The 16821-nt window shown below is 73.3% G+C and carries 18 protein-coding genes and 1 pseudogene; 7 read left to right on the top strand and 12 right to left on the bottom strand.

Annotation, left to right across the window (positions count from 1 at the left end; genetic code table 11):
- Nucleotides 1-26 precede the first annotated feature (26 nt).
- The 6 genes and pseudogenes from BIV04_RS14100 to glp all read right to left on the bottom strand — a co-directional run bounded on the left by BIV04_RS14100 (nt 27) and on the right by glp (nt 4834).
- A complete protein-coding gene (locus BIV04_RS14100) occupies nt 27-1361 on the bottom strand; it encodes an ABC-F family ATP-binding cassette domain-containing protein (RefSeq protein WP_369825329.1) in 1335 nt (444 codons plus the stop codon).
- 11 nt (nt 1362-1372) lie between these two features.
- Nucleotides 1373-1775, bottom strand: a pseudogene (locus BIV04_RS17545) (ATP-binding cassette domain-containing protein); the annotation flags it as partial.
- A gap of 122 nt (nt 1776-1897) precedes the next feature.
- Nucleotides 1898-2428 carry a molybdenum cofactor biosynthesis protein MoaE gene (locus BIV04_RS14095; RefSeq protein WP_083396486.1) on the bottom strand — a complete coding sequence of 177 codons (531 nt, stop codon included), beginning with the start codon at nt 2426-2428 and terminating at the stop codon, nt 1898-1900.
- The gene (locus BIV04_RS14090; protein ID WP_083396485.1) at nt 2425-3000 is read right to left on the bottom strand and encodes a molybdenum cofactor biosynthesis protein B; all 576 of its coding nucleotides are present in this window, start codon (nt 2998-3000) and stop codon (nt 2425-2427) included. Before BIV04_RS14090 ends, BIV04_RS14095 begins: the two co-directional genes overlap by 4 nt.
- Nucleotides 2997-3560 (bottom strand): cyclic pyranopterin monophosphate synthase MoaC, encoded by a 564-nt coding sequence (gene moaC / locus BIV04_RS14085; RefSeq protein ID WP_083396484.1) that lies wholly within the window; start codon nt 3558-3560, stop codon nt 2997-2999. Before moaC ends, BIV04_RS14090 begins: the two co-directional genes overlap by 4 nt.
- Nucleotides 3557-4834 carry a gephyrin-like molybdotransferase Glp gene (glp, locus tag BIV04_RS14080; protein WP_083396483.1) on the bottom strand — a complete coding sequence of 426 codons (1278 nt, stop codon included), beginning with the start codon at nt 4832-4834 and terminating at the stop codon, nt 3557-3559. Before glp ends, moaC begins: the two co-directional genes overlap by 4 nt.
- Nucleotides 4835-4872: 38 nt before the next feature.
- Between glp and BIV04_RS14075 the strand changes: the two genes are divergently transcribed.
- The 5 genes from BIV04_RS14075 (at nt 4873) to BIV04_RS14055 (ending at nt 9042) form a co-directional block, all read left to right on the top strand.
- Entirely contained in the window at nt 4873-5787 is a 915-nt protein-coding gene (locus BIV04_RS14075; protein ID WP_255364302.1) for an MTAP family purine nucleoside phosphorylase, read from the top strand.
- Between the two features lie 65 nt (nt 5788-5852).
- Entirely contained in the window at nt 5853-6908 is a 1056-nt protein-coding gene (locus BIV04_RS14070) for an NAD(P)-dependent oxidoreductase (RefSeq protein WP_071257042.1), read from the top strand.
- An 84-nt stretch (nt 6909-6992) separates the two neighbouring features.
- On the top strand, nt 6993-7661 hold the full coding sequence (locus tag BIV04_RS14065) for a glycosyltransferase family 2 protein (protein ID WP_071257006.1): 669 nt from the start codon (nt 6993-6995) through the stop codon (nt 7659-7661).
- The gene (locus BIV04_RS14060; protein WP_071257005.1) at nt 7658-8341 is read left to right on the top strand and encodes a DUF2064 domain-containing protein; all 684 of its coding nucleotides are present in this window, start codon (nt 7658-7660) and stop codon (nt 8339-8341) included. Before BIV04_RS14065 ends, BIV04_RS14060 begins: the two co-directional genes overlap by 4 nt.
- A complete protein-coding gene (locus BIV04_RS14055; RefSeq protein ID WP_255364301.1) occupies nt 8338-9042 on the top strand; it encodes a bifunctional 2-polyprenyl-6-hydroxyphenol methylase/3-demethylubiquinol 3-O-methyltransferase UbiG in 705 nt (234 codons plus the stop codon). Before BIV04_RS14060 ends, BIV04_RS14055 begins: the two co-directional genes overlap by 4 nt.
- On the opposite strand, the gene BIV04_RS14050 is transcribed toward BIV04_RS14055, so the two are convergent.
- On the bottom strand, nt 8991-9497 hold the full coding sequence (locus BIV04_RS14050; RefSeq protein ID WP_071257004.1) for a hypothetical protein: 507 nt from the start codon (nt 9495-9497) through the stop codon (nt 8991-8993). The genes BIV04_RS14055 and BIV04_RS14050 overlap by 52 nt on opposite strands.
- Complete coding sequence (locus tag BIV04_RS14045; protein WP_071257003.1) at nt 9494-10852, bottom strand: molybdopterin-dependent oxidoreductase; 1359 nt, start codon at nt 10850-10852, stop codon at nt 9494-9496. The genes BIV04_RS14050 and BIV04_RS14045 overlap by 4 nt, the downstream gene beginning before the upstream one ends.
- 85 nt (nt 10853-10937) lie before the next feature.
- Here BIV04_RS14045 and BIV04_RS14040 point away from each other — a divergent pair, with 85 nt between their 5' ends.
- A complete protein-coding gene (locus BIV04_RS14040) occupies nt 10938-12407 on the top strand; it encodes a glycosyltransferase 87 family protein (RefSeq protein WP_177174827.1) in 1470 nt (489 codons plus the stop codon).
- Here BIV04_RS14040 and BIV04_RS14035 read toward each other — a convergent pair.
- From BIV04_RS14035 to BIV04_RS14020, 4 genes are read right to left on the bottom strand one after another with little or no spacing between them, the layout of a single operon-like run.
- Complete coding sequence (locus tag BIV04_RS14035) at nt 12395-13453, bottom strand: sulfate/molybdate ABC transporter ATP-binding protein (RefSeq protein ID WP_071257001.1); 1059 nt, start codon at nt 13451-13453, stop codon at nt 12395-12397. The genes BIV04_RS14040 and BIV04_RS14035 overlap by 13 nt on opposite strands.
- Nucleotides 13450-14334: an ABC transporter permease gene (locus BIV04_RS14030; protein ID WP_255364300.1), complete on the bottom strand. Its 885-nt coding sequence runs from the start codon at nt 14332-14334 to the stop codon at nt 13450-13452. The genes BIV04_RS14035 and BIV04_RS14030 overlap by 4 nt, the downstream gene beginning before the upstream one ends.
- Nucleotides 14335-14344: 10 nt before the next feature.
- Nucleotides 14345-15160 carry a molybdate ABC transporter substrate-binding protein gene (gene modA, locus BIV04_RS14025; protein WP_071257000.1) on the bottom strand — a complete coding sequence of 272 codons (816 nt, stop codon included), beginning with the start codon at nt 15158-15160 and terminating at the stop codon, nt 14345-14347.
- A gap of 3 nt (nt 15161-15163) precedes the next feature.
- Nucleotides 15164-15568 (bottom strand): molybdopterin-binding protein, encoded by a 405-nt coding sequence (locus BIV04_RS14020; protein WP_043593466.1) that lies wholly within the window; start codon nt 15566-15568, stop codon nt 15164-15166.
- A gap of 158 nt (nt 15569-15726) precedes the next feature.
- Here BIV04_RS14020 and moaA point away from each other — a divergent pair, with 158 nt between their 5' ends.
- The gene (moaA, locus tag BIV04_RS14015) at nt 15727-16821 is read left to right on the top strand and encodes a GTP 3',8-cyclase MoaA (protein WP_369825324.1); all 1095 of its coding nucleotides are present in this window, start codon (nt 15727-15729) and stop codon (nt 16819-16821) included.

Raw genomic sequence — 16821 nt, 5'->3', positions numbered from 1 at the left:
ACGGCTTCTGCCCCGCGCCCTAAGCCCTACGCCAGCAGCTCGCTCAGTTCGAGCCAGCGCACCTCGAGCTCGCCCGTCTTGTGGTCGAGCGCCGTCAGCTTGGCCTGCAACGCGGCCAGGCCGTCGAAGTCGGACTGGTCGAACGACGCGAACTGCGCGAGCAGGGCCTCGCGCTCGCCCGACGCCTTGGCCAGCTTGCGGTCGATCGAGCCCAACTCTTTCTCGGCGTTGCGCTTCTCGGCGCCGGACAGGCCCGACGCGGCGGCCGAGGCCGCGACCGACGCCGAGGCCCCCTGGACGGCCGTCGGGCGGTCGGTCGCGCCTCCTTGGTTCTGGGTCGCCTCGCGACGCAGCTGGAGGTACTGGTCGACGCCGCCGGGAAGGTGCCGGAAGCGACCCTCGAGCACGGCGTACTGCTGGTCGGTGACGCGCTCGAGCAGGTACCGGTCGTGCGAGACGACGAGCAGGGTGCCGGGCCAGCCGTCGAGCAGGTCCTCCATCGCGGCGAGCATGTCGGTGTCGAGGTCGTTGGTGGGCTCGTCGAGGATCAGCACGTTCGGCTCGTTCAGCAGGATGAGCAGGAACTGCAGGCGGCGCTTCTGGCCACCGGACAGGTCCTTGATCGGCGTCTGCAGTTGGGCGCTGGTGAAGCCGAGGCGCTCGAGCAGCTGCCCGGGCGTCATCTCTTTGCCGCCGGTGACGTACGAGGTGCGCTGTCGCCCGATGACGTCGTTGACCCGCTCGTGCGCGACCTCGTGCAGGTCGGCGAGCTGCTGGTCGAGGATCGCGAACTTGACCGTCTTGCCCTGCTTGACGCGCCCCTCGGTGGGCGTGATGGCCCCGGTGACGACCTTGAGCAGCGTCGACTTGCCGGCGCCGTTCACGCCGAGCACGCCGGTGCGCTCGCCGGGAGCGATGCGCCACTCGACGTCCTGCAGGACGCGCTTGTCGCCGAACGAGACACCGACCTCGACCAGGTCGACGACGTCCTTGCCGAGTCGCGCGGTCGCCATCTGCGACAGCTGGACCGCGTCGCGGACGGGCGGCTCGTCGGCGATCAGCTCGTTGGCCGCGTCGATGCGGAACTTGGGCTTGGTCGACCGCGCCGGGGCGCCGCGACGCAGCCAGGCGAGCTCTTTGCGCATCAGGTTCTGGCGCTTGGACTCGGAGGCCGACGCCATGCGGTCGCGCTCGACACGCTGCAGCACGTAGGCCGCGTAGCCGCCCTCGAAGGGTTCGACGATGCCGTCGTGGACCTCCCACGTGTCGGTCGAGACCTCGTCGAGGAACCACCGGTCGTGGGTCACGACGACGAGCGCACCCGAGTTCGGGGACCAGCGGCGCGAGAGGTGCTGCGCCAGCCAGGCGACGCCCTCGACGTCGAGGTGGTTGGTGGGCTCGTCGAGGAACAGTACGTCCCAGTCGCCGACCAGCAGGGTGGCGAGGGCCACGCGGCGACGCTGGCCGCCGGAGAGGTCCTCGACCCGCGCCTCCCACGGGATGTCGGTGGCGAGCCCCGAGATGACGTCGCGGATGCGCGCGTCGCCGGCCCATTCGTGCTCGTCGCGGTCGCCGACGATCAGGCTGCCGACCGTGGCGCCCTCGGGCAGCACGTCCCGCTGGTCGAGCATGCCGATCGTCAGGCCGCGGCGGGTCGTCACGCGGCCGTCGTCCGGTTCGAGCCGGCCGGCGAGCACCGACATGAGCGTCGACTTTCCGTCGCCGTTGCGGCCGACGACACCGATGCGGGAGCCCTCGTCGATGCCGAGGGTCACCCCGTCGAGGACGACCTTGGTCGGGAATTCGAGACGGAGGTTTTCTGCGCCGAGTAGATGAGCCACCACAGAAGCGTAGACGGCCCGGGCCGGGCGGCCGACTCGTTGGTGCGCCGCCGGTGTCAGCCCAGCGACGCCACCCACTCGTCCGAGCCGTCGGTGAACTCCTGACGCTTCCAGATCGGGGTGCGGGCCTTGACCTCGTCGACGAGGGCGGCGCAGGCCGCGAACGCCTCGGCGCGGTGGGCCGACGCCACGGCGCAGGCCAGGGCGACGTCGCCCACGACGAGGTCGCCGTACCGGTGCTCGACCGCGATCGCGACCTCGGGGTGCGCCTCGGCCACGGCCAGCGCGACCTCGCGGATGACCTCGGTCGCGGTCGGGTGCGCCTCGTAGTGCAGGGCCTCGACGCCGCGCCCCTCGTCGTGGTCGCGGACGACCCCCTCGAAGGTCACGACCGCCCCGGAGGCGCGGCTCGTCACGAGCGCGGAGCACTCGGCCACCGACACGGTCACGTCGACGACGCGGGCGAGCAGCACGCGCTCGGAGGCGGATGCTGCGGCGGGTGCGATCGGCGCGCCGGAGCCCGTGGCCGCACCGGCCTCCCGGGCGGGCTCCCCGCCGGGCAGGAGGGTCGGATCGTCGGCGGTCATGCGGCCCCCTCGGGACTGGGATGGCGGTTCTGGGCGTGGTCGACCCCGTGCAGCTGGTCGACCACGTGGTCGAGGACGTCGTCGAGCACGGCGAGCCCGTCGCGCACCCCGCCGCGCGAACCGGGCAGGTTGACGACGAAGGTGCCGCCGGCCACGCCCGCGAGCCCACGGGAGAGGACGGCCAGCGGCGTCGAGACCGCGCCGCGCCTCCTGAGCGCTTCGGCGATGCCGGGCAGCTCGCGGTCAAGCAGGGGCAGGGTCATCTCGGGGGTCGCGTCGGTCGGCGAGACGCCCGTGCCACCGGTGGTGACGACGGCGTCGACGCCCCACTCGAGGGCGGCCTCGAGCACCGCCCCGACCGGTTCGCCGTCGGCCACGACGACGGGGCCCTCGACCAGCCAGCCGCGCGCCACGAACCAGTCGCGGATGACGGGGCCGGTCGTGTCGTCGGCCGTGCCGGCGGCCGCGCGGGTGGAGGCGACGACGACGACCGCCCGACGCCGAACGGTCCCGTCGGCCGTGGCTACGTCTGCCGTAGGCACGTCGCCCGGCTCGTCCAAGGTGTTGCTCATCGCGACCAGTCCCCCGACTTGCCGCCCTGCTTGTCGAGCACCTTGATCTCGCCGATGACGGCGAGCGCGTCGACCGCCTTGATCATGTCGAACAGCGTCAGGGCCGCGACCGACGCGGCGGTCAGGGCCTCCATCTCGACCCCGGTGACGCCCCGGGTCGAGACGCGTGCGATCACGGTGACCTGCGCCTCGGTGGTCTCGAAGTCGACGGTGATCGCGCCGAGCGGCAGGGGGTGACAGAGCGGGATGAGGGTCGGCGTCTGCTTGGCGGCCAGGATGCCGGCGATGCGGGCGGTGCCGAGGGCCTCGCCCTTCGGCAGCGAGCCGTCGACCAGTCGCGCGATCACGTCGGGCCGGGTGGTCAGCACGGCCTGGGCGGTCGCGATGCGCTTCGTCTCGGCTTTGCCGGTTACGTCGACCATGTGCGCGGTGCCGTCGTCGCGGACGTGCGAGAGCGGGGTGTCGGACAGCGCGGTGTCGGACAGCGCGGTGTCGGTCTGCGGCACGTCGGTCTGCGACACGTCGGTCTGCGACACGTCGGCCGGCGGGGTCTCGGTCATCGGTCGGCCTTCTCGTGGGGGGCGGGATCGTCGAGCGCCCAGACCTCGACCCGGTCGCCCTCGTCGACGCGGTCGACCCCGACGGGGATCGAGACGAGCACGGTGGCCTCGGCGTGGGCCGCGAGCAGATGCGAGCTGGGCCCGCCGACGACGTGGGCGCGGCCGTCGACGTCGACCCGGCCGCGCCGCAGCTGGTGCTTGCCGACCGGAGAGTCCACGGGGTGCGCCATGGGCACGGTCCACCGCCGTCGGGGCAGTCCGACGCCCGTGACGCCGTGCAGGGCGGGGCGCAGGAAGGCCTCGAACGACACGAGCGAGCTGACGGGGTTGCCGGGGAAGCAGACGACGGGCAGCTCGCGGTCGTGCACGCGGACGGTGCCCCAGCCCTGCGGACCGCCGGGCTGCATCGCGACCGAGCCGAAGGTGACGCCCGACTCCTCGAACGCGTCACGGACGACCTCGTAGGCCCCCGCGCTGACCCCGCCGCTCGTCAGCACGAGGTCGACCTCGGCGGCGTGGCGGGCGACGACGGCGACGAGGGCCGCCGCGTCGTCGGTCACCCGGGCGGTCGTGACGATCACGCCGACCTCGGCGAGCGCCGCGGCCAGGGCGACGCCGTTCGCGTCGTGGATCTGGCCGGGCCCGAGCGGGGCACCGGGCGCGGCGAGTTCTTCGCCGGTCGAGACCAGCAGGAGGCGCGGGCGGCTCCGTACCTCGACCGCGTCGATCCCGGAGGCGGCGAGCACGCCCCACCGGGCGGGTGTCAGTCGCGTCCCGGCCGGGAAGAGCACGGAGCCCGCGGCGACGTCGCTGCCCGCGGCGCGGACGAAGGCCCCGGCGGTGACACCCGCCGGGACCTCGACGACGGCGTCGACCCCGACGGGAGGGAACGCGTCGGGCGAGACCTTCTCGATGGGCACGATCGCGTCGGCGCCGGCGGGGACGGCGGCCCCGGTCATGATCGGGGCGGCGGTGCCGGCGCCGAGGTCGGGGGCGGCCCGCCCGGCGGGGATGCGCGCCGCGACCTGCAGGGTCGTGGGACCGGCCGGGTCGAGCCCGGCGGTCGAGACGGCGTAGCCGTCCATCTGCGAGTTGGCGAAAGGCGGCAGGTCGATCGGGGCGACGACGTCGGCGGCGAGCACGCGGTCGCGGTATCGGTCGGAGCGGGCGGCGAGCGCCTCGGGGCTGACTACGAGCGCGTCGACCGGCCGGGCCCGCACGGCGGCCTCGACGACTGCCGTGACCTCGGCGAGGTGGATCTCGATGGTGCGCACGCGGTTCCTCTCGGGCGATGGTCAGTAGCGTATCGGGGGTGACCGACCCCGCGACCGAGACCGACGTCCCCCAGCCCACCCGCGCCTCCTCGGGGCCGCCGCGCGTCGACGTCGCCGTCATCGGCGGATCAGGGCTGTACTCGCTCTTCGCCGAGGGCGAGGCGACCCGGCACGTCGTCGAGACGCCCTACGGCCCGACCTCGAGCGAGGTGACGATCGGCGAGCTGGGTGGCAAGCGCGTGGCGTTCCTCACCCGGCACGGCGCGGGCCACGCGGTCGCGCCGCACCTGATCGACTACCGGGCGAACGTGTGGGCGCTCGCGTCGCTCGGTGCAAAGGCCGTCGTGTCGTCGTCGGCGGTCGGCGGGGTCAGCCCCGACGTCGCCCCGGGCACCATGGTCGTCACCGACCAGTTCATCGACCGCACCTGGGGACGACGCGACACGTTCTTCGACGTCGAGGGCCACGTGCAGCACCTGATCGCCGCCGACCCGTTCGACCCCGTGCTGCGGGCCGCCGCGATCGAGGCCCTCGAGGCACAGGGCGAGCCGTTCGCCGCGACCGGCACCTGCGTCGTGATCCAGGGGCCGCGGTTCTCGACCCGGGCCGAGTCGCTGTGGTTCCGGGCCGCGGGGGCGCACACGGTCAACATGACGATGTACCCCGAGATCCCGCTCACCCTCGAACTCGGCATGGGAGCCGTCAACATCTCGTACGTGACCGACAGCGACGCCGGCCTGGCCCCGGCCGAGGGCGACGCGCCCGACGCCGACGCCGTGAGCGCCTCGCTCGTCTTCGAACGACTGGCGGCCGCCCAGCCGCGCATCGTCGCGGCCATCGAGTCGATCGTCGCCGCGATGCCCCACGACTACTCCCCGCGCGAGCTGATGCCACCAGACGCGGTGGCCGAGGTGCTCTCGCGGCCCGTCTCGGGTCGGAAGGCCGCGCTGTGAACGCCACCCGCGCCTCCTCGTCCGCGGCGTCCGCCGCGTCCGCTGCGTCCACCGACGGTCCGGGCCTGCTGCTCGTCACCGGCGGGGCCGGCTTCATCGGGTCGGCGATCGTCGACCTCGCGCTCGACCGCGGCTGGCGGGTGCGCGTGCTCGACTCGCTTCGGCCAGACGTACACGGCGGCGAGCCGACGCTCGATCCGCGCGTCGACTTCGTGCACGGTGACGTGCGTGACGCCGAGACGGTCGACCGGGCACTCGTGGGCGTCGACGCGGTCTGCCACCAGGCGGCCAAGGTCGGGCTCGGCGTGGACTTCCAGGACGCCCCCGACTACGTCTCGTCGAACGAGCTCGGCACGGCCGTCGTGCTCGCGGCGATGGACCGCGCCGGCGTCGACCGCCTCGTCGTCGCCTCGTCGATGGTCGTCTACGGCGAGGGCAGCTACCGCACCTCGTCCGGCGCGACCGAACGACCCGCACCCCGCCGCATCGCCGACCTCGACGCGGGCGTCTTCGACCCGCGTGACGAGGCGGGCGAGCTGCTCGAGCCGCAGCTGATCAGCGAAGAGGCCCCGCTCGACCCCCGCAACGTCTACGCCATCACGAAGCTCACCCAAGAACACCTGTCGACCTCGTGGGCGCGCAGCACCGGCGGTCGGGCCGCCGCCCTGCGGTACCACAACGTCTACGGTCCGGGCATGCCGCAGAACACGCCCTACGCCGGAGTGGCCTCGCTCTTCCGCTCGGCACTCCAGCGCGGCGAGGCACCGCGCGTGTTCGAGGACGGCGCCCAGCGTCGCGACTTCGTCCACGTCCGTGACATCGCGTCCGCCAACCTCGCGGCACTCGAGTGGACGGCCGATCGACCGGCCGACACGTTCCGCGCGTTCAACGTCGGCAGCGGCACGGTGCACACGATCGGCGAGATGGCCGAGGCCCTGGCTCGCGAGGCCGGCGGACCGATGCCCGTCGTCACCGGCGAGTACCGCGCGGGAGACGTGCGGCACGTCACGGCCTCGTCGGCGCGGCTGCAGGGCGAGCTGGGCTGGCGGCCGAGCGTGACCTTCGAGCAGGGCATGCACGAGTTCGCCACGGCCCCGCTGCGCGCCGCGGTCGTCCGCTAGGCGGGCAGGGCCACTCCCCCCGTTCGGGGCCCGCACCGCCCGCTCCCATGACCTTCATGGGATCGCGTCCGTACAGTCGAGAGGATGAGCAGCCCCCGAGTCGACGTCGTGCTTCCCTGTCTCGACGAAGAAGGCGCGTTGCCCTGGGTGCTCGGCCGCCTGCCCGAGGGCTGGCACGCGATCGTCGTCGACAACGGCTCCACCGACGACTCCGCCCGCGTCGCCGCCGAGCACGGCGCGACGGTGGTGCAGGAGGCGCGGCGCGGCTTCGGCAGCGCCGCCCACGCCGGTCTCGAGGCCGCCACGGCCGACTACGTCGCGTTCTGCGACGCCGACGCCTCGATGGACCCCGCCGACCTCGTCGCCCTCGCCGCCCCCGTGATGGCCGGTGAGGCCGATCTCGTCCTGGGCCGTCGACGCCCGACCACCCGGGCTGCCTGGCCGGTGCACGCCCGCCTCGCCAACCTCGCCCTCTCGCACCTGATGCGGAGGGCCAGCGGCGTCGCCCTGCACGACCTCGGCCCGATGCGCGTCGCCCGACGCCGGGCACTGCTCGACCTCGACCTGAAGGACCGCCGCAGCGGCTACCCGCTCGAGATGGTGCTGCGCGCCAGCGAGGCCGGCTGGCGGATCGTCGAGCAGGACGCCCCGTACTCGCCCCGGGTCGGCCGCAGCAAGGTGACCGGCACCATCCGCGGCACGTCCGTCGCGATCAAGGACATGTCCCGACTGCTGCGGGAGGTCGGCCGATGACGACCCTCGTGGTGATCGCGAAAGAGACGATCCCGGGCAAGGTCAAGACGCGCCTGCACCCCCCGCTCAGCCTCGAGCAGGCCGCCGACGTGGCCGCCGCCGCCATCCAGGACACCCTCGACGTGGCCCGCCGACTGCCGGCCACTCGGCGCGTGTTGCTGTTCGACGGCAACCGCATGCCCGTCGGCTCCGAAGACTTCGATGTGATCCCTCAGATCGGTGGCGACCTCGACGCACGCCTCGGCGCCCTCTTCGACGAGGTCGACGGGAAGACCGTGCTGATCGGCATGGACACCCCCCAGGTGACGGTCGAGGCCCTCGCCCCCGTCTTCGAGGCGTGGACCGACGACGTCGACGCCTGGTTCGGCCCGGCGAACGACGGCGGCTTCTGGGCCCTGGGCCTCGCCCGGCCGACCGGCGACCTGCTGCGCGGCGTGCCGATGTCGCGGGACGACACGGGTGCCCACCAGCTCCGCCGACTCGCCGACGCCGGACTGATCGTGCGCATGCTGCCCGAACTCGTCGACGTCGACACCATCGACGACGCCCGACTCGTCGCCTCCACCGCACCCGACAGCAGGTTCGCCGCCGCCCTGCGGCACGCCGAGGCCACTGCCCCCACCACCACGAACGGCGTCGCCCGCACGACCGATCCCGCCACAGAAGGGGTCACCTCGTGACCATCGCCCCCGACCGACCCGCCACCTTCGGATCAGGAGGCGCGGAGCCGTACGCGCGCGCCCTGCGTCACGAGGGACTCCTGCAACTCGTCCGCGCGACCGGCGGTGCCGGACGCCCGGCGTCGCCCCCGGCCGCCGGGGACGCCGACGAAGCGTTCGACGTCGCGCGCTGGAGCGCCGACGCCGACGCCGCCGACCTCACGACCCTCGACGACGAGACCGGCCCGGTGCTCGACATCGGCTGCGGGCCCGCCCGCATGGTGCGTGCCGCCGTCGAGCGCGGCCTGACCGTGCTCGGCCTGGACGTCTCGCCCACGGCCGTCGCGATGGCCCGGGAGGCCGGCCTGCCCGTGGCCGGTGGTTCGGTCTTCGACCCGCTGCCCCGCGAGGGCCAGTGGAACCTCGCCCTGCTGCTCGACGGCAACGTCGGCATCGGCGGCGACCCGACGGCACTGCTGACCCGCTGCGCCGAGATCCTCACCACCACCGGTTCGATCGTCGTCGAGACCGCCCCCGAGGCGACGCTCGACGACAGCTACGAGGCCCACGTGGTCGACGACCAGGGTCACGCCAGCGCGACCTTCCCCTGGGCCGAGGTCGGCCGCGAGGCCCTGCACCGCCACGCGAAGCGGTCCGGCCTGCGGGTCGCTCAGACCTGGTCGGTCGACGGACGCACCTTCTGCCGCCTGCGCGCCAGGTAGAGCGCCACCAGTCCGGCGGTCAGGGCCGCGATCACGAGCCAGAGCACGGTCAAGCGCAGACCGTAGTCGAACGGCAGCACGGTGTCGTTCTTCGGCCCCTTCGCCTTCGCGACGATCTCGGGCACCACGATCAGCGAGAAGATCGCCCCGACGACGACCGCGCCCTGCACGATCCAGAGGACCGCGGGTCGGACGCGACGCCCGGTCCGCCGCACGACCAGCGACACGGCGGCCACCACGGGGGCAAGGACGGCGTCGTGGACGACGACCGAGCCGACGAGCCAGAGCAGCAGGCCGCCGTACCGGTTCGGGTTGACGGTGTCGGTGAGCACCCAGCCGCCGAGGCCGATCAGGGCGACGCCGAGGGCGATCAGCACCCCGCGCACGACGCGGACGGTGCGCGACGTGCCCGCGCCTCCTGCGCTCGATGCGGCCGAGGGGACGCGCGCGGTCACGAGAGCACCTCGATCGAGCTGAGCCACTTGGTCTGCAGCACGCCGGGACGTCCCGGGGCGATCATGCGTGCCGGGTAGCCGTGGTCGATGCTGAGCGGCTCGCCGTTCAGCTCGAGGGCGACGAGGGTGCGCGGGTCGGAGGCGTACTCGGGGCCCATCTCGGTCACGCGGTAGCCCCCCTTCTTCTCGAGGCTGGTGAGCCGCAGGCGGTGGTCGGTCGGGGCTCCGGCGGCGGCCAGCAGGTCGACGAGGCGGACCCCGCGCCAGGCGCCGGTCTGGCTCCAGCCCTCGACACAGGCGATCGGCAGGCGTTCGTCCGCCCCGTCGAACCCGCGCAGCGTGTCGAGCGTGAACGAGGTCGCGACGCCGCCGACCACGACGTCGAGCCGCCAGTCGGGGTCCATGGCCGTCTCGAGCACCTGGGCCGCGGCGGCCGTGCGGTTGATCGGCAGGTCGTTCGGGCCCAGGCCGCGCTGCCGCGGCGCGAAGGCGTTGAGCGGCGAGAACGGGGCGAAGGACTGCCCGGCCGTGAGCGCGACGACTCCCCCGGTGGCGACGCCGGCGGCGGTGAAGAAGCCGCGGCGCGACACGCGTGCCCGCCCCGGTTCGCGGTCGACCTGGTGCGCGGTGTCGATCCAGCGCGTCAACCGGCCGGTCAGCCCCCGGGCGTGAGCAGGAGGCGCGGCGTGCGGATCACGGTCGCGTCGCGTCGCGTCGGCGTCGGGCACGGCACGGAAGCGGGCGAGCTCGGCGGACGCCTCGCTCTCGGCCACGAACGCGGCGCGGGCCTCGTCCAGCTCGGCCGACGGCTCGACGAAGCGTCCGTCGTCGTCGTAGCTGTCGCGCGCCCGCCAGTAGCGGGTGATCAGCGGCAGCTTCACCGCGATGTGGATCGCGAGCGAGCCGATGATGACGAACGACAGGGCGAAGTGCACCTGCTTGAACGGGAACGGCCACGGGTAGTACTGGTACGTGTTGAGCAGGCCGGTGACGAGCTGCAGGATCGTCGCCGCGACGAACAGGGCGATGGAGGCGCGCTCGAGCACGTCGACCGGGTGCTTGATCGGCGGGTGCTGGAAGAGCTGCGGGAACACCGAGTGCAGCTTCGCCAGCAGCAGCGGGATGCAGGCGATGCCGGCGGTGATGTGCACGCCCTGGCTGACCTGGTAGAGCCAGACGGGGCTCGTCGGGAATCGCATCCCGTCGAGGGGCTCCTGCAGGAAGTGGCTGTAGAGGCCGGTCAGCAGACAGATGACGAACGCGGCACCGAGGAGGCGGCCGAAGACGGTCGCCGACCGGGCGTTGCGGTTCGGTGACGAGGCCGCGCGGCGCGCCTCGTACAGCAGGCGCCTCATGGTGTCGGTCGTCTCATGTGGCTCATCATCTCCGATGCGCACGACTCGGACGGACTCCCAGGGCCGATTCGGCCAGACTGGGGGCGTGCGTACTGTGTTCGCGGCCGTTGCCGTCCTCGGATTGGCCGGGGCGATCGCCTGGGGCGTCGTGAACGTCGGGTTCCTCATGAAAGAGCTGCGCACCGACTTCGTCGTCTGGACCGCCGTGTGCTGGGCGCTGTTCGCCGTGGCCTTCGTGCTGCTGCGGCGGGTGCCCGTGCGACACGTCACGGCACTCGTGATCGCGGGCACGGCCCTGGTCGGTGGTGCGGGCCTGACCGGCGTGCCCAACACGAGCACCGACCCGGCGCGCTACGCCTGGGACGGGATCGTACAGACCGCCGGCGTCTCGCCGTACGAGTACACGCCCGACGCGGGCGAGCTGCGCGACCTGCGGCCGGCGTGGATCTTCCCCGAGTCGACGCCGTTCACCCGCGACGACGGCACGATCGGCGAACGCTGCGGCGAACCCGACCGCCAGGTGCACCGCGCCTACGACAGCCAGACCGGCGACGTCGTCTGCACGCTGATCAACCGGCCCGACGTGCCGACGATCTACCCGCCGATGGCCGAGCTGTACTTCTGGGCGGTGTCGGCCGTGGTCGGCCCCGACGCCGGGTTCTTCCCGCTGCAGGCCATGGGCTTCGTGCTCGTGCTGGGGACGACCCTCGCCCTGCTGGCGACGCTGCGTCGTCGGGGTCTCGATCCGCGCTGGGCGGCACTGTGGGGCTGGTGCCCGCTCGTGGTCGGCGAGGGCATCACCAACTCGCACGTCGACCTGCTCGGCGCCGTGCTCGTGGTCGCCGCGTCGCTGCTCGTCGCGACCGGTCGGCGCTTCCGCGGCGGCATCGCGCTCGGAGCCGCGATCGCGACCAAGCTCATCCCGGTGATCGCGGCACCCGCCCTGCTGCGCGGGCAGCCCTGGAAGGTGATCAGCGCCTCCGTCGTCACCTTCGCCGTCCTCTACGTGCCCTACGTCGCGATGACCGGGTGGGGTGTGCTCGGGTACCTGCCGGGGTACCTGACCGAAGAGGGCTACGAGGACGGCTCCCGGTTCGTGTTCCTGTCGGCCTTCCTGCCCGACGCCTGGACGACGCCGGTCGCCGTGCTGATCGTCGGCGTCACGGCCGTGCTGGTGTGGGTGAAGACCCCGGCGCACGACCCGTGGCTCGGGCAGCTCGTGATGATCGGCGTGACGCTCGTCACCGTCAGCCCGCGCTACCCCTGGTACGCGCTGCTGCTGGTGCCGTTCGTCGCGCTGACCGGGCGGGTCGAGTGGTTGGCGATCCCGCTCGCGCTGCTCGTCCGCCAGCTCGAGCCGGGCATGGCGCTGCAGCGCGCGTCACTCGCCTCGGCGGTGCTCGTCATCCTGCTCGTGACGCTCCGGCGGGCCGGGCCCGGGTTCACCGACCGGTTGCTCGACGGCATCGAGCGCGACGTCGACCGGGTGCGTCGGGTCGTCGGACACCGACGGTCCGACCCGTCGTCGAGCCCCAGGACCACTCAGACCAGGTAGGCGACGGCGTCCTCGGCGTCGAACGAGAACCGGACGAGGCTGCCCGGCACGAGGTCGAGGGTGGCGACCACGGCCGGCAGGACGTCGGCCGAGACGCCGCCGGCGCGGACCCGGACGACGTCGCCACGGGGTTCGAGGTCGGTGACGACGAGATCGAGGACGTTCGCGGGTGGTGTCGGACCCGGAGCGGCCCCCGTCGTCACGCGCACGGCGCTCGGCCGGACGGCCACCGCCGCCGCCGCCCCCGTCGCGAGCGCGTCGGCGGAGCGGGCGGCCAGCAGGGTGCCGTCCTCGAGCCGGACGCCTCCCCCGTGAGCCGTGCCGGTCAGCAGGTCGAGACCCGCCAGCCCGGCGGCGAACGGTGTGGTCGGGCGTTCGAGGACCGCACGCGTGGGGCCGACGTCGACGACCCGACCGCCCTCGATCACGACGACCCGGTCGGCCAGGGTGAAGGCGTCGAGGACGTCGTGTGTGACGACGACCGCCGTGCGGTCGGCGAGGACGTCGCGAAGGGTCCGTCGCAGGGCGGGCGCGACCGACACGTCCAGGGCGGCCATCGGCTCGTCGAGCAGCAGAAGGTCGGGACCCGCCGCCAGGGCCCGCGCGACGGCGATGCGCTGCGCCTGGCCGCCCGAGAGCTGCGCCGGTCGACGATCGGCGAGCGCCGTGGCGTCGACCCGGGCGAGCCAGTCGGCCGCGCGACGGGTGGACTCGTGGCGCGGCAAGCCGGCGCTGCGCGGGCCGAACGCGACGTTGTCGAGGGCGCTGAGGTGCGGGAAGAGCAGGGCGTCCTGCGCGAGCATCGAGATGCCACGTTCGTGCGGCCGCAGCGCGGGCCCGCGTCCTCGACCGTCGACGTCGAAGAGCACGCGGCCACCCAGCCGGGCCGTGCCGTGGTCGGGTCGCAGCAGGCCCGCGATCAACGCCAGCAGCGTCGACTTGCCCGCACCGTTCGGGCCGAGGACGGCCACCGTCTCACCCTCGCCGACGGTCATCTCGACGTCGAAGCCGCGGTCCTCGACGACCGCCGCGAACTCGAGCGTCACGACCCGCGCCTCCTCGTGGCGACACCGGACGGCCGGCCGGCCTGGTGCGCGAGGGCGACGACGACGACCGCCACGAGGACGAGCACGAGCGACAGCGCCACGGCGGCGTCGGGGTCGGTCTCACGTTGCAGGTAGATCTCGAGCGGCAGGGTCCGCGTGACGCCCTGCAGCGACCCGGCGAAGGTCAGCGTCGCACCGAACTCGCCGATGGCCCGCGCGAACGACAGCACGGCTCCCGAGACGAGGGCGGGCAGCACGAGCGGCAGGGTGACCCGCCGCAGCACGGTCGTGGGCCGGGCCCCGAGGGTGGACGCGACGGCCTCGTAGCGCGTGCCCACCGTGCGGAGGGCACCCTCGAGGCTCAGCACCAGGAAGGGCAGGGCGACGAAGGTCTGGGCCAGCACGACCGCCGTGGTCGAGAACGCGATGGTCACGCCGAGCGCGTCGAAGGTCTGACCGAGCAGCCCGCGGCGCCCGAAGGTGTAGAGCAACGCGATGCCCCCGACGACGGGCGGGAGCACCAGCGGCAGCAGCACGAGCGACCGCAGCACCTTCTGGCCGCGGAACTCGGTGCGGGCCAGCACGACGGCCATCGGGACGCCCAGCACGACGCAGATCAGGGTCGCCGCGACCGAGGTGCGCAAGCTGAGCCAGAACGCGGCGACCGACGACTCGGACGTGACCAGCGGCACGAACCCGGCCCAGTCGACCCTCGACACCATGGCGACGAGGGGCAGCAGCACGAAGGCGGCGCCGAGCGCCGCGACGACCGCGACCCACGCCGGGACGCTCGCGTACGCTCGGCGACGTCGACGGAGGACGCGTCGGGTGGACTCGGATCGGGTCGCTCCGGCCCGGGGCGACAGGGGACGGCGTGTCACGGGGCCGACGTCACGGCGTGCCGAAGCCGGCGCCCTGCAGCACGCCCTGCCCGACCTCGCCGGTGACGAAGTCGACGAACGCCTCGGCCACCGCCGGGTTCGCCGTGTCGGCCACGGGGGCGATCGGGTACGTGTTGACGGCCTGGTCGGCCTCGGGGAAGTCGATGCCCTTCACGCTGTCGCCGGCCGCCTCGACGTCGGTCACGTAGACCAGCCCGGCATCGGCCTCGCCCGAGGTGACCTTGCCGAGCACGTCGGTGACCGAGGACTCCTCGCTGACCGGCGAGATCGTCACCCCGGTGGCCTTCTCGACCGTCGCCGTCGCCGCCCCGCACGGCACCTGGGCGGCGCAGATCACGGTCTTCACGTCGGGCTTCGCGAGGTCGGCGAAGTCGCTGACCCCGGCCGGGTTCGACGGCGGCACCGCGATCGTGAGGACGTTCGTGGCGAAGTCCTCGGGTGCCGACGAGTCGACGAGTCCGGCGTCGGTCAGCTTCGCCATGTTCTTCTCGTCGGCCGAGGCGAAGACGTCCGCGGGGGCGCCCTCGGTGATCTGCGTGACGAGATCGGACGAGCCCGCGAAGGTCAGCTCGACGGTCGTGCCGGGGTGGGCCTTCTCGAACTCGTCGGCCAGCTCGGTGAACGTGGTCTTCAGCGAAGCAGCGGCGTAGACGGTGATCGAGCCGTCGAGCGCCGAGCCGGAGGCCGTCGGGGTCGCGCTGGTCGCCGGGTCGACGGTCGCGCCCGAGCAGCCCGTCAGGGCGAGCGAGGTCGCCAGCGCGACGGTTCCAGCGAACGCCGCGACGATCGTGGGGGTCCTTCTCATGGGTCAGGCCTTCCCGCCGGGGGTCTCGATGATGACCGTCGTGGCCTTCACGACGGCGATGGCCACCGAGCCGGGCTCGAGGCCCAGCTCGCGGACGGCCTCGCTGCTCATGAGCGAGACGATGCGGTGCGGGCCGCACTGCAGCTCGACCTGGGCCATGACCCGGTCGGCCGTGATCTCGGTGACGACGCCCACCAGGCGGTTGCGCGCCGAGCGCCCCACCTCGGACGGGTCGGCGGGCAGCACGGCGTTCTTCCGGGCGAGCGTCGCGAGCGCGAGGCCGTCGACCACGCCGCGCCCGGCGTCGTCCTTGACGCTCTCGAGCAGTCCGAGGTCGATCCAGCGACGCACCGTGTCGTCGCTCACGCCAAGGAATGCAGCAGCATCCTTGATCCGTATCTGCGTCATGGACGCCACTCTAGTTCCGAAAGCGCGGACGAGACCACGGCACGGATGTCGACATCGAGCCCGTGCACGGCGGGCGCCGTGCGCCGGTGAGCGAACGGAGGCGCGGGTCGCCTCCCCCGGACACCGCACGTTCGGCCCCGCGGGCTTAACCTCGACGGATGACCGTCTCGCTCGGACTGCCCACCATGCCCGGCCGGGCCTCCGCCGACGCCCTGCTGCCCCCGCGGCCGACGAACGACGTGGCACCGGGACTGCTCGACCGCTTCGGTCGGACCGCGACCGACCTGCGGGTCTCGCTCACCGACAAGTGCAACCTGCGCTGCACGTACTGCATGCCGGCCGAGGGCCTTCCGGCGCTCCCCCGTGAGCAGGCGCTCGACGCCGACGAGATCGTGCGGCTGGTCGGCATCGGCGTGCGTGACCTCGGCATCCGCCAGGTGCGGTTCACCGGTGGCGAGCCCCTGCTGCGTGCCGACCTGATCGACATCGTCCGACGGGTCGCCGCGATCGAGCCGCGACCCGAGGTCTCGCTGACCACGAACGCCATCGGCCTGGCGCACCGCGCCCAGGCCCTCGCCGACGCCGGCCTCGACCGGGTCAACGTGTCGCTCGACTCGCTGCACGCCGAGACGTTCATGAAGGTCTCGCGTCGACCGTTCCTCGACAAGGTGCTCGCCGGGGTCGACGCCGCGGCCGCGGCCGGCCTCACCCCGGTCAAGATCAACGCGGTGCTGCTGCCCGGCGTCAACGACCACGAGGCGCCCGACCTGCTCGCCTGGGCGCTGCGCGGCGGCCACGAGCTGCGCTTCATCGAGCAGATGCCGTTGGACGCCGACCGCAGCTGGGACCGCGCCTCCTTCGTCACCTCGCGGGACATCCATTCGCTGATCGCCACGCGCTTCGACCTCAGCCCCGCCGACGTCGAGCGCGACGGTGCCCCCGCCGAGCTGTTCGACGCCGTCGGCCGCGGTGACGACGCCGGACTGACGGGTCGGGTCGGCATCATCGCCTCGGTCAGCGAGCCGTTCTGCGCCGACTGCCGACGCACCCGCATGACCGCCGAGGGCGGCATCCGCAGCTGCCTGTTCAGCGGGGGCGAGACCGGGCTGCGCGATCTGCTGCGCAGCGGGGCGAGCGACGTCGAATTGGCCGACGCCTGGCGCGGCGCCATGTGGGCCAAGCCCTCGGGCCACGGCATCGACGACCCCGACTTCGTGCAGCCCGAACGCACCATGAGCGCCATCGGAGGCTGA

The sequence above is a fragment of the Frigoribacterium sp. MCBA15_019 genome (assembly GCF_001864945.1).
Taxonomy (GTDB): domain Bacteria; phylum Actinomycetota; class Actinomycetes; order Actinomycetales; family Microbacteriaceae; genus Frigoribacterium.
Note: the sequence above shows the minus strand (reverse complement) of the source record. Positions and strands in the feature narration are given on the sequence as shown.

What these genes read in the sequence shown, in the direction of transcription:
- BIV04_RS14045 (WP_071257003.1), bottom strand. Translation starts at nt 10,852, where the DNA reads ATGAGGCGCCTGCTGTACGAGGCGCGCCGCGCGGCCTCGTCACCGAAC.
- BIV04_RS14090 (WP_083396485.1), bottom strand. Translation starts at nt 3,000, where the DNA reads ATGAGCAACACCTTGGACGAGCCGGGCGACGTGCCTACGGCAGACGTA.
- BIV04_RS14095 (WP_083396486.1), bottom strand. Translation starts at nt 2,428, where the DNA reads ATGACCGCCGACGATCCGACCCTCCTGCCCGGCGGGGAGCCCGCCCGG.
- moaC (WP_083396484.1), bottom strand. Translation starts at nt 3,560, where the DNA reads ATGACCGAGACCCCGCCGGCCGACGTGTCGCAGACCGACGTGTCGCAG.
- BIV04_RS14020 (WP_043593466.1), bottom strand. Translation starts at nt 15,568, where the DNA reads ATGACGCAGATACGGATCAAGGATGCTGCTGCATTCCTTGGCGTGAGC.
- moaA (WP_369825324.1), top strand. Translation starts at nt 15,727, where the DNA reads ATGACCGTCTCGCTCGGACTGCCCACCATGCCCGGCCGGGCCTCCGCC.
- modA (WP_071257000.1), bottom strand. Translation starts at nt 15,160, where the DNA reads ATGAGAAGGACCCCCACGATCGTCGCGGCGTTCGCTGGAACCGTCGCG.
- BIV04_RS14060 (WP_071257005.1), top strand. Translation starts at nt 7,658, where the DNA reads ATGACGACCCTCGTGGTGATCGCGAAAGAGACGATCCCGGGCAAGGTC.
- BIV04_RS14065 (WP_071257006.1), top strand. Translation starts at nt 6,993, where the DNA reads ATGAGCAGCCCCCGAGTCGACGTCGTGCTTCCCTGTCTCGACGAAGAA.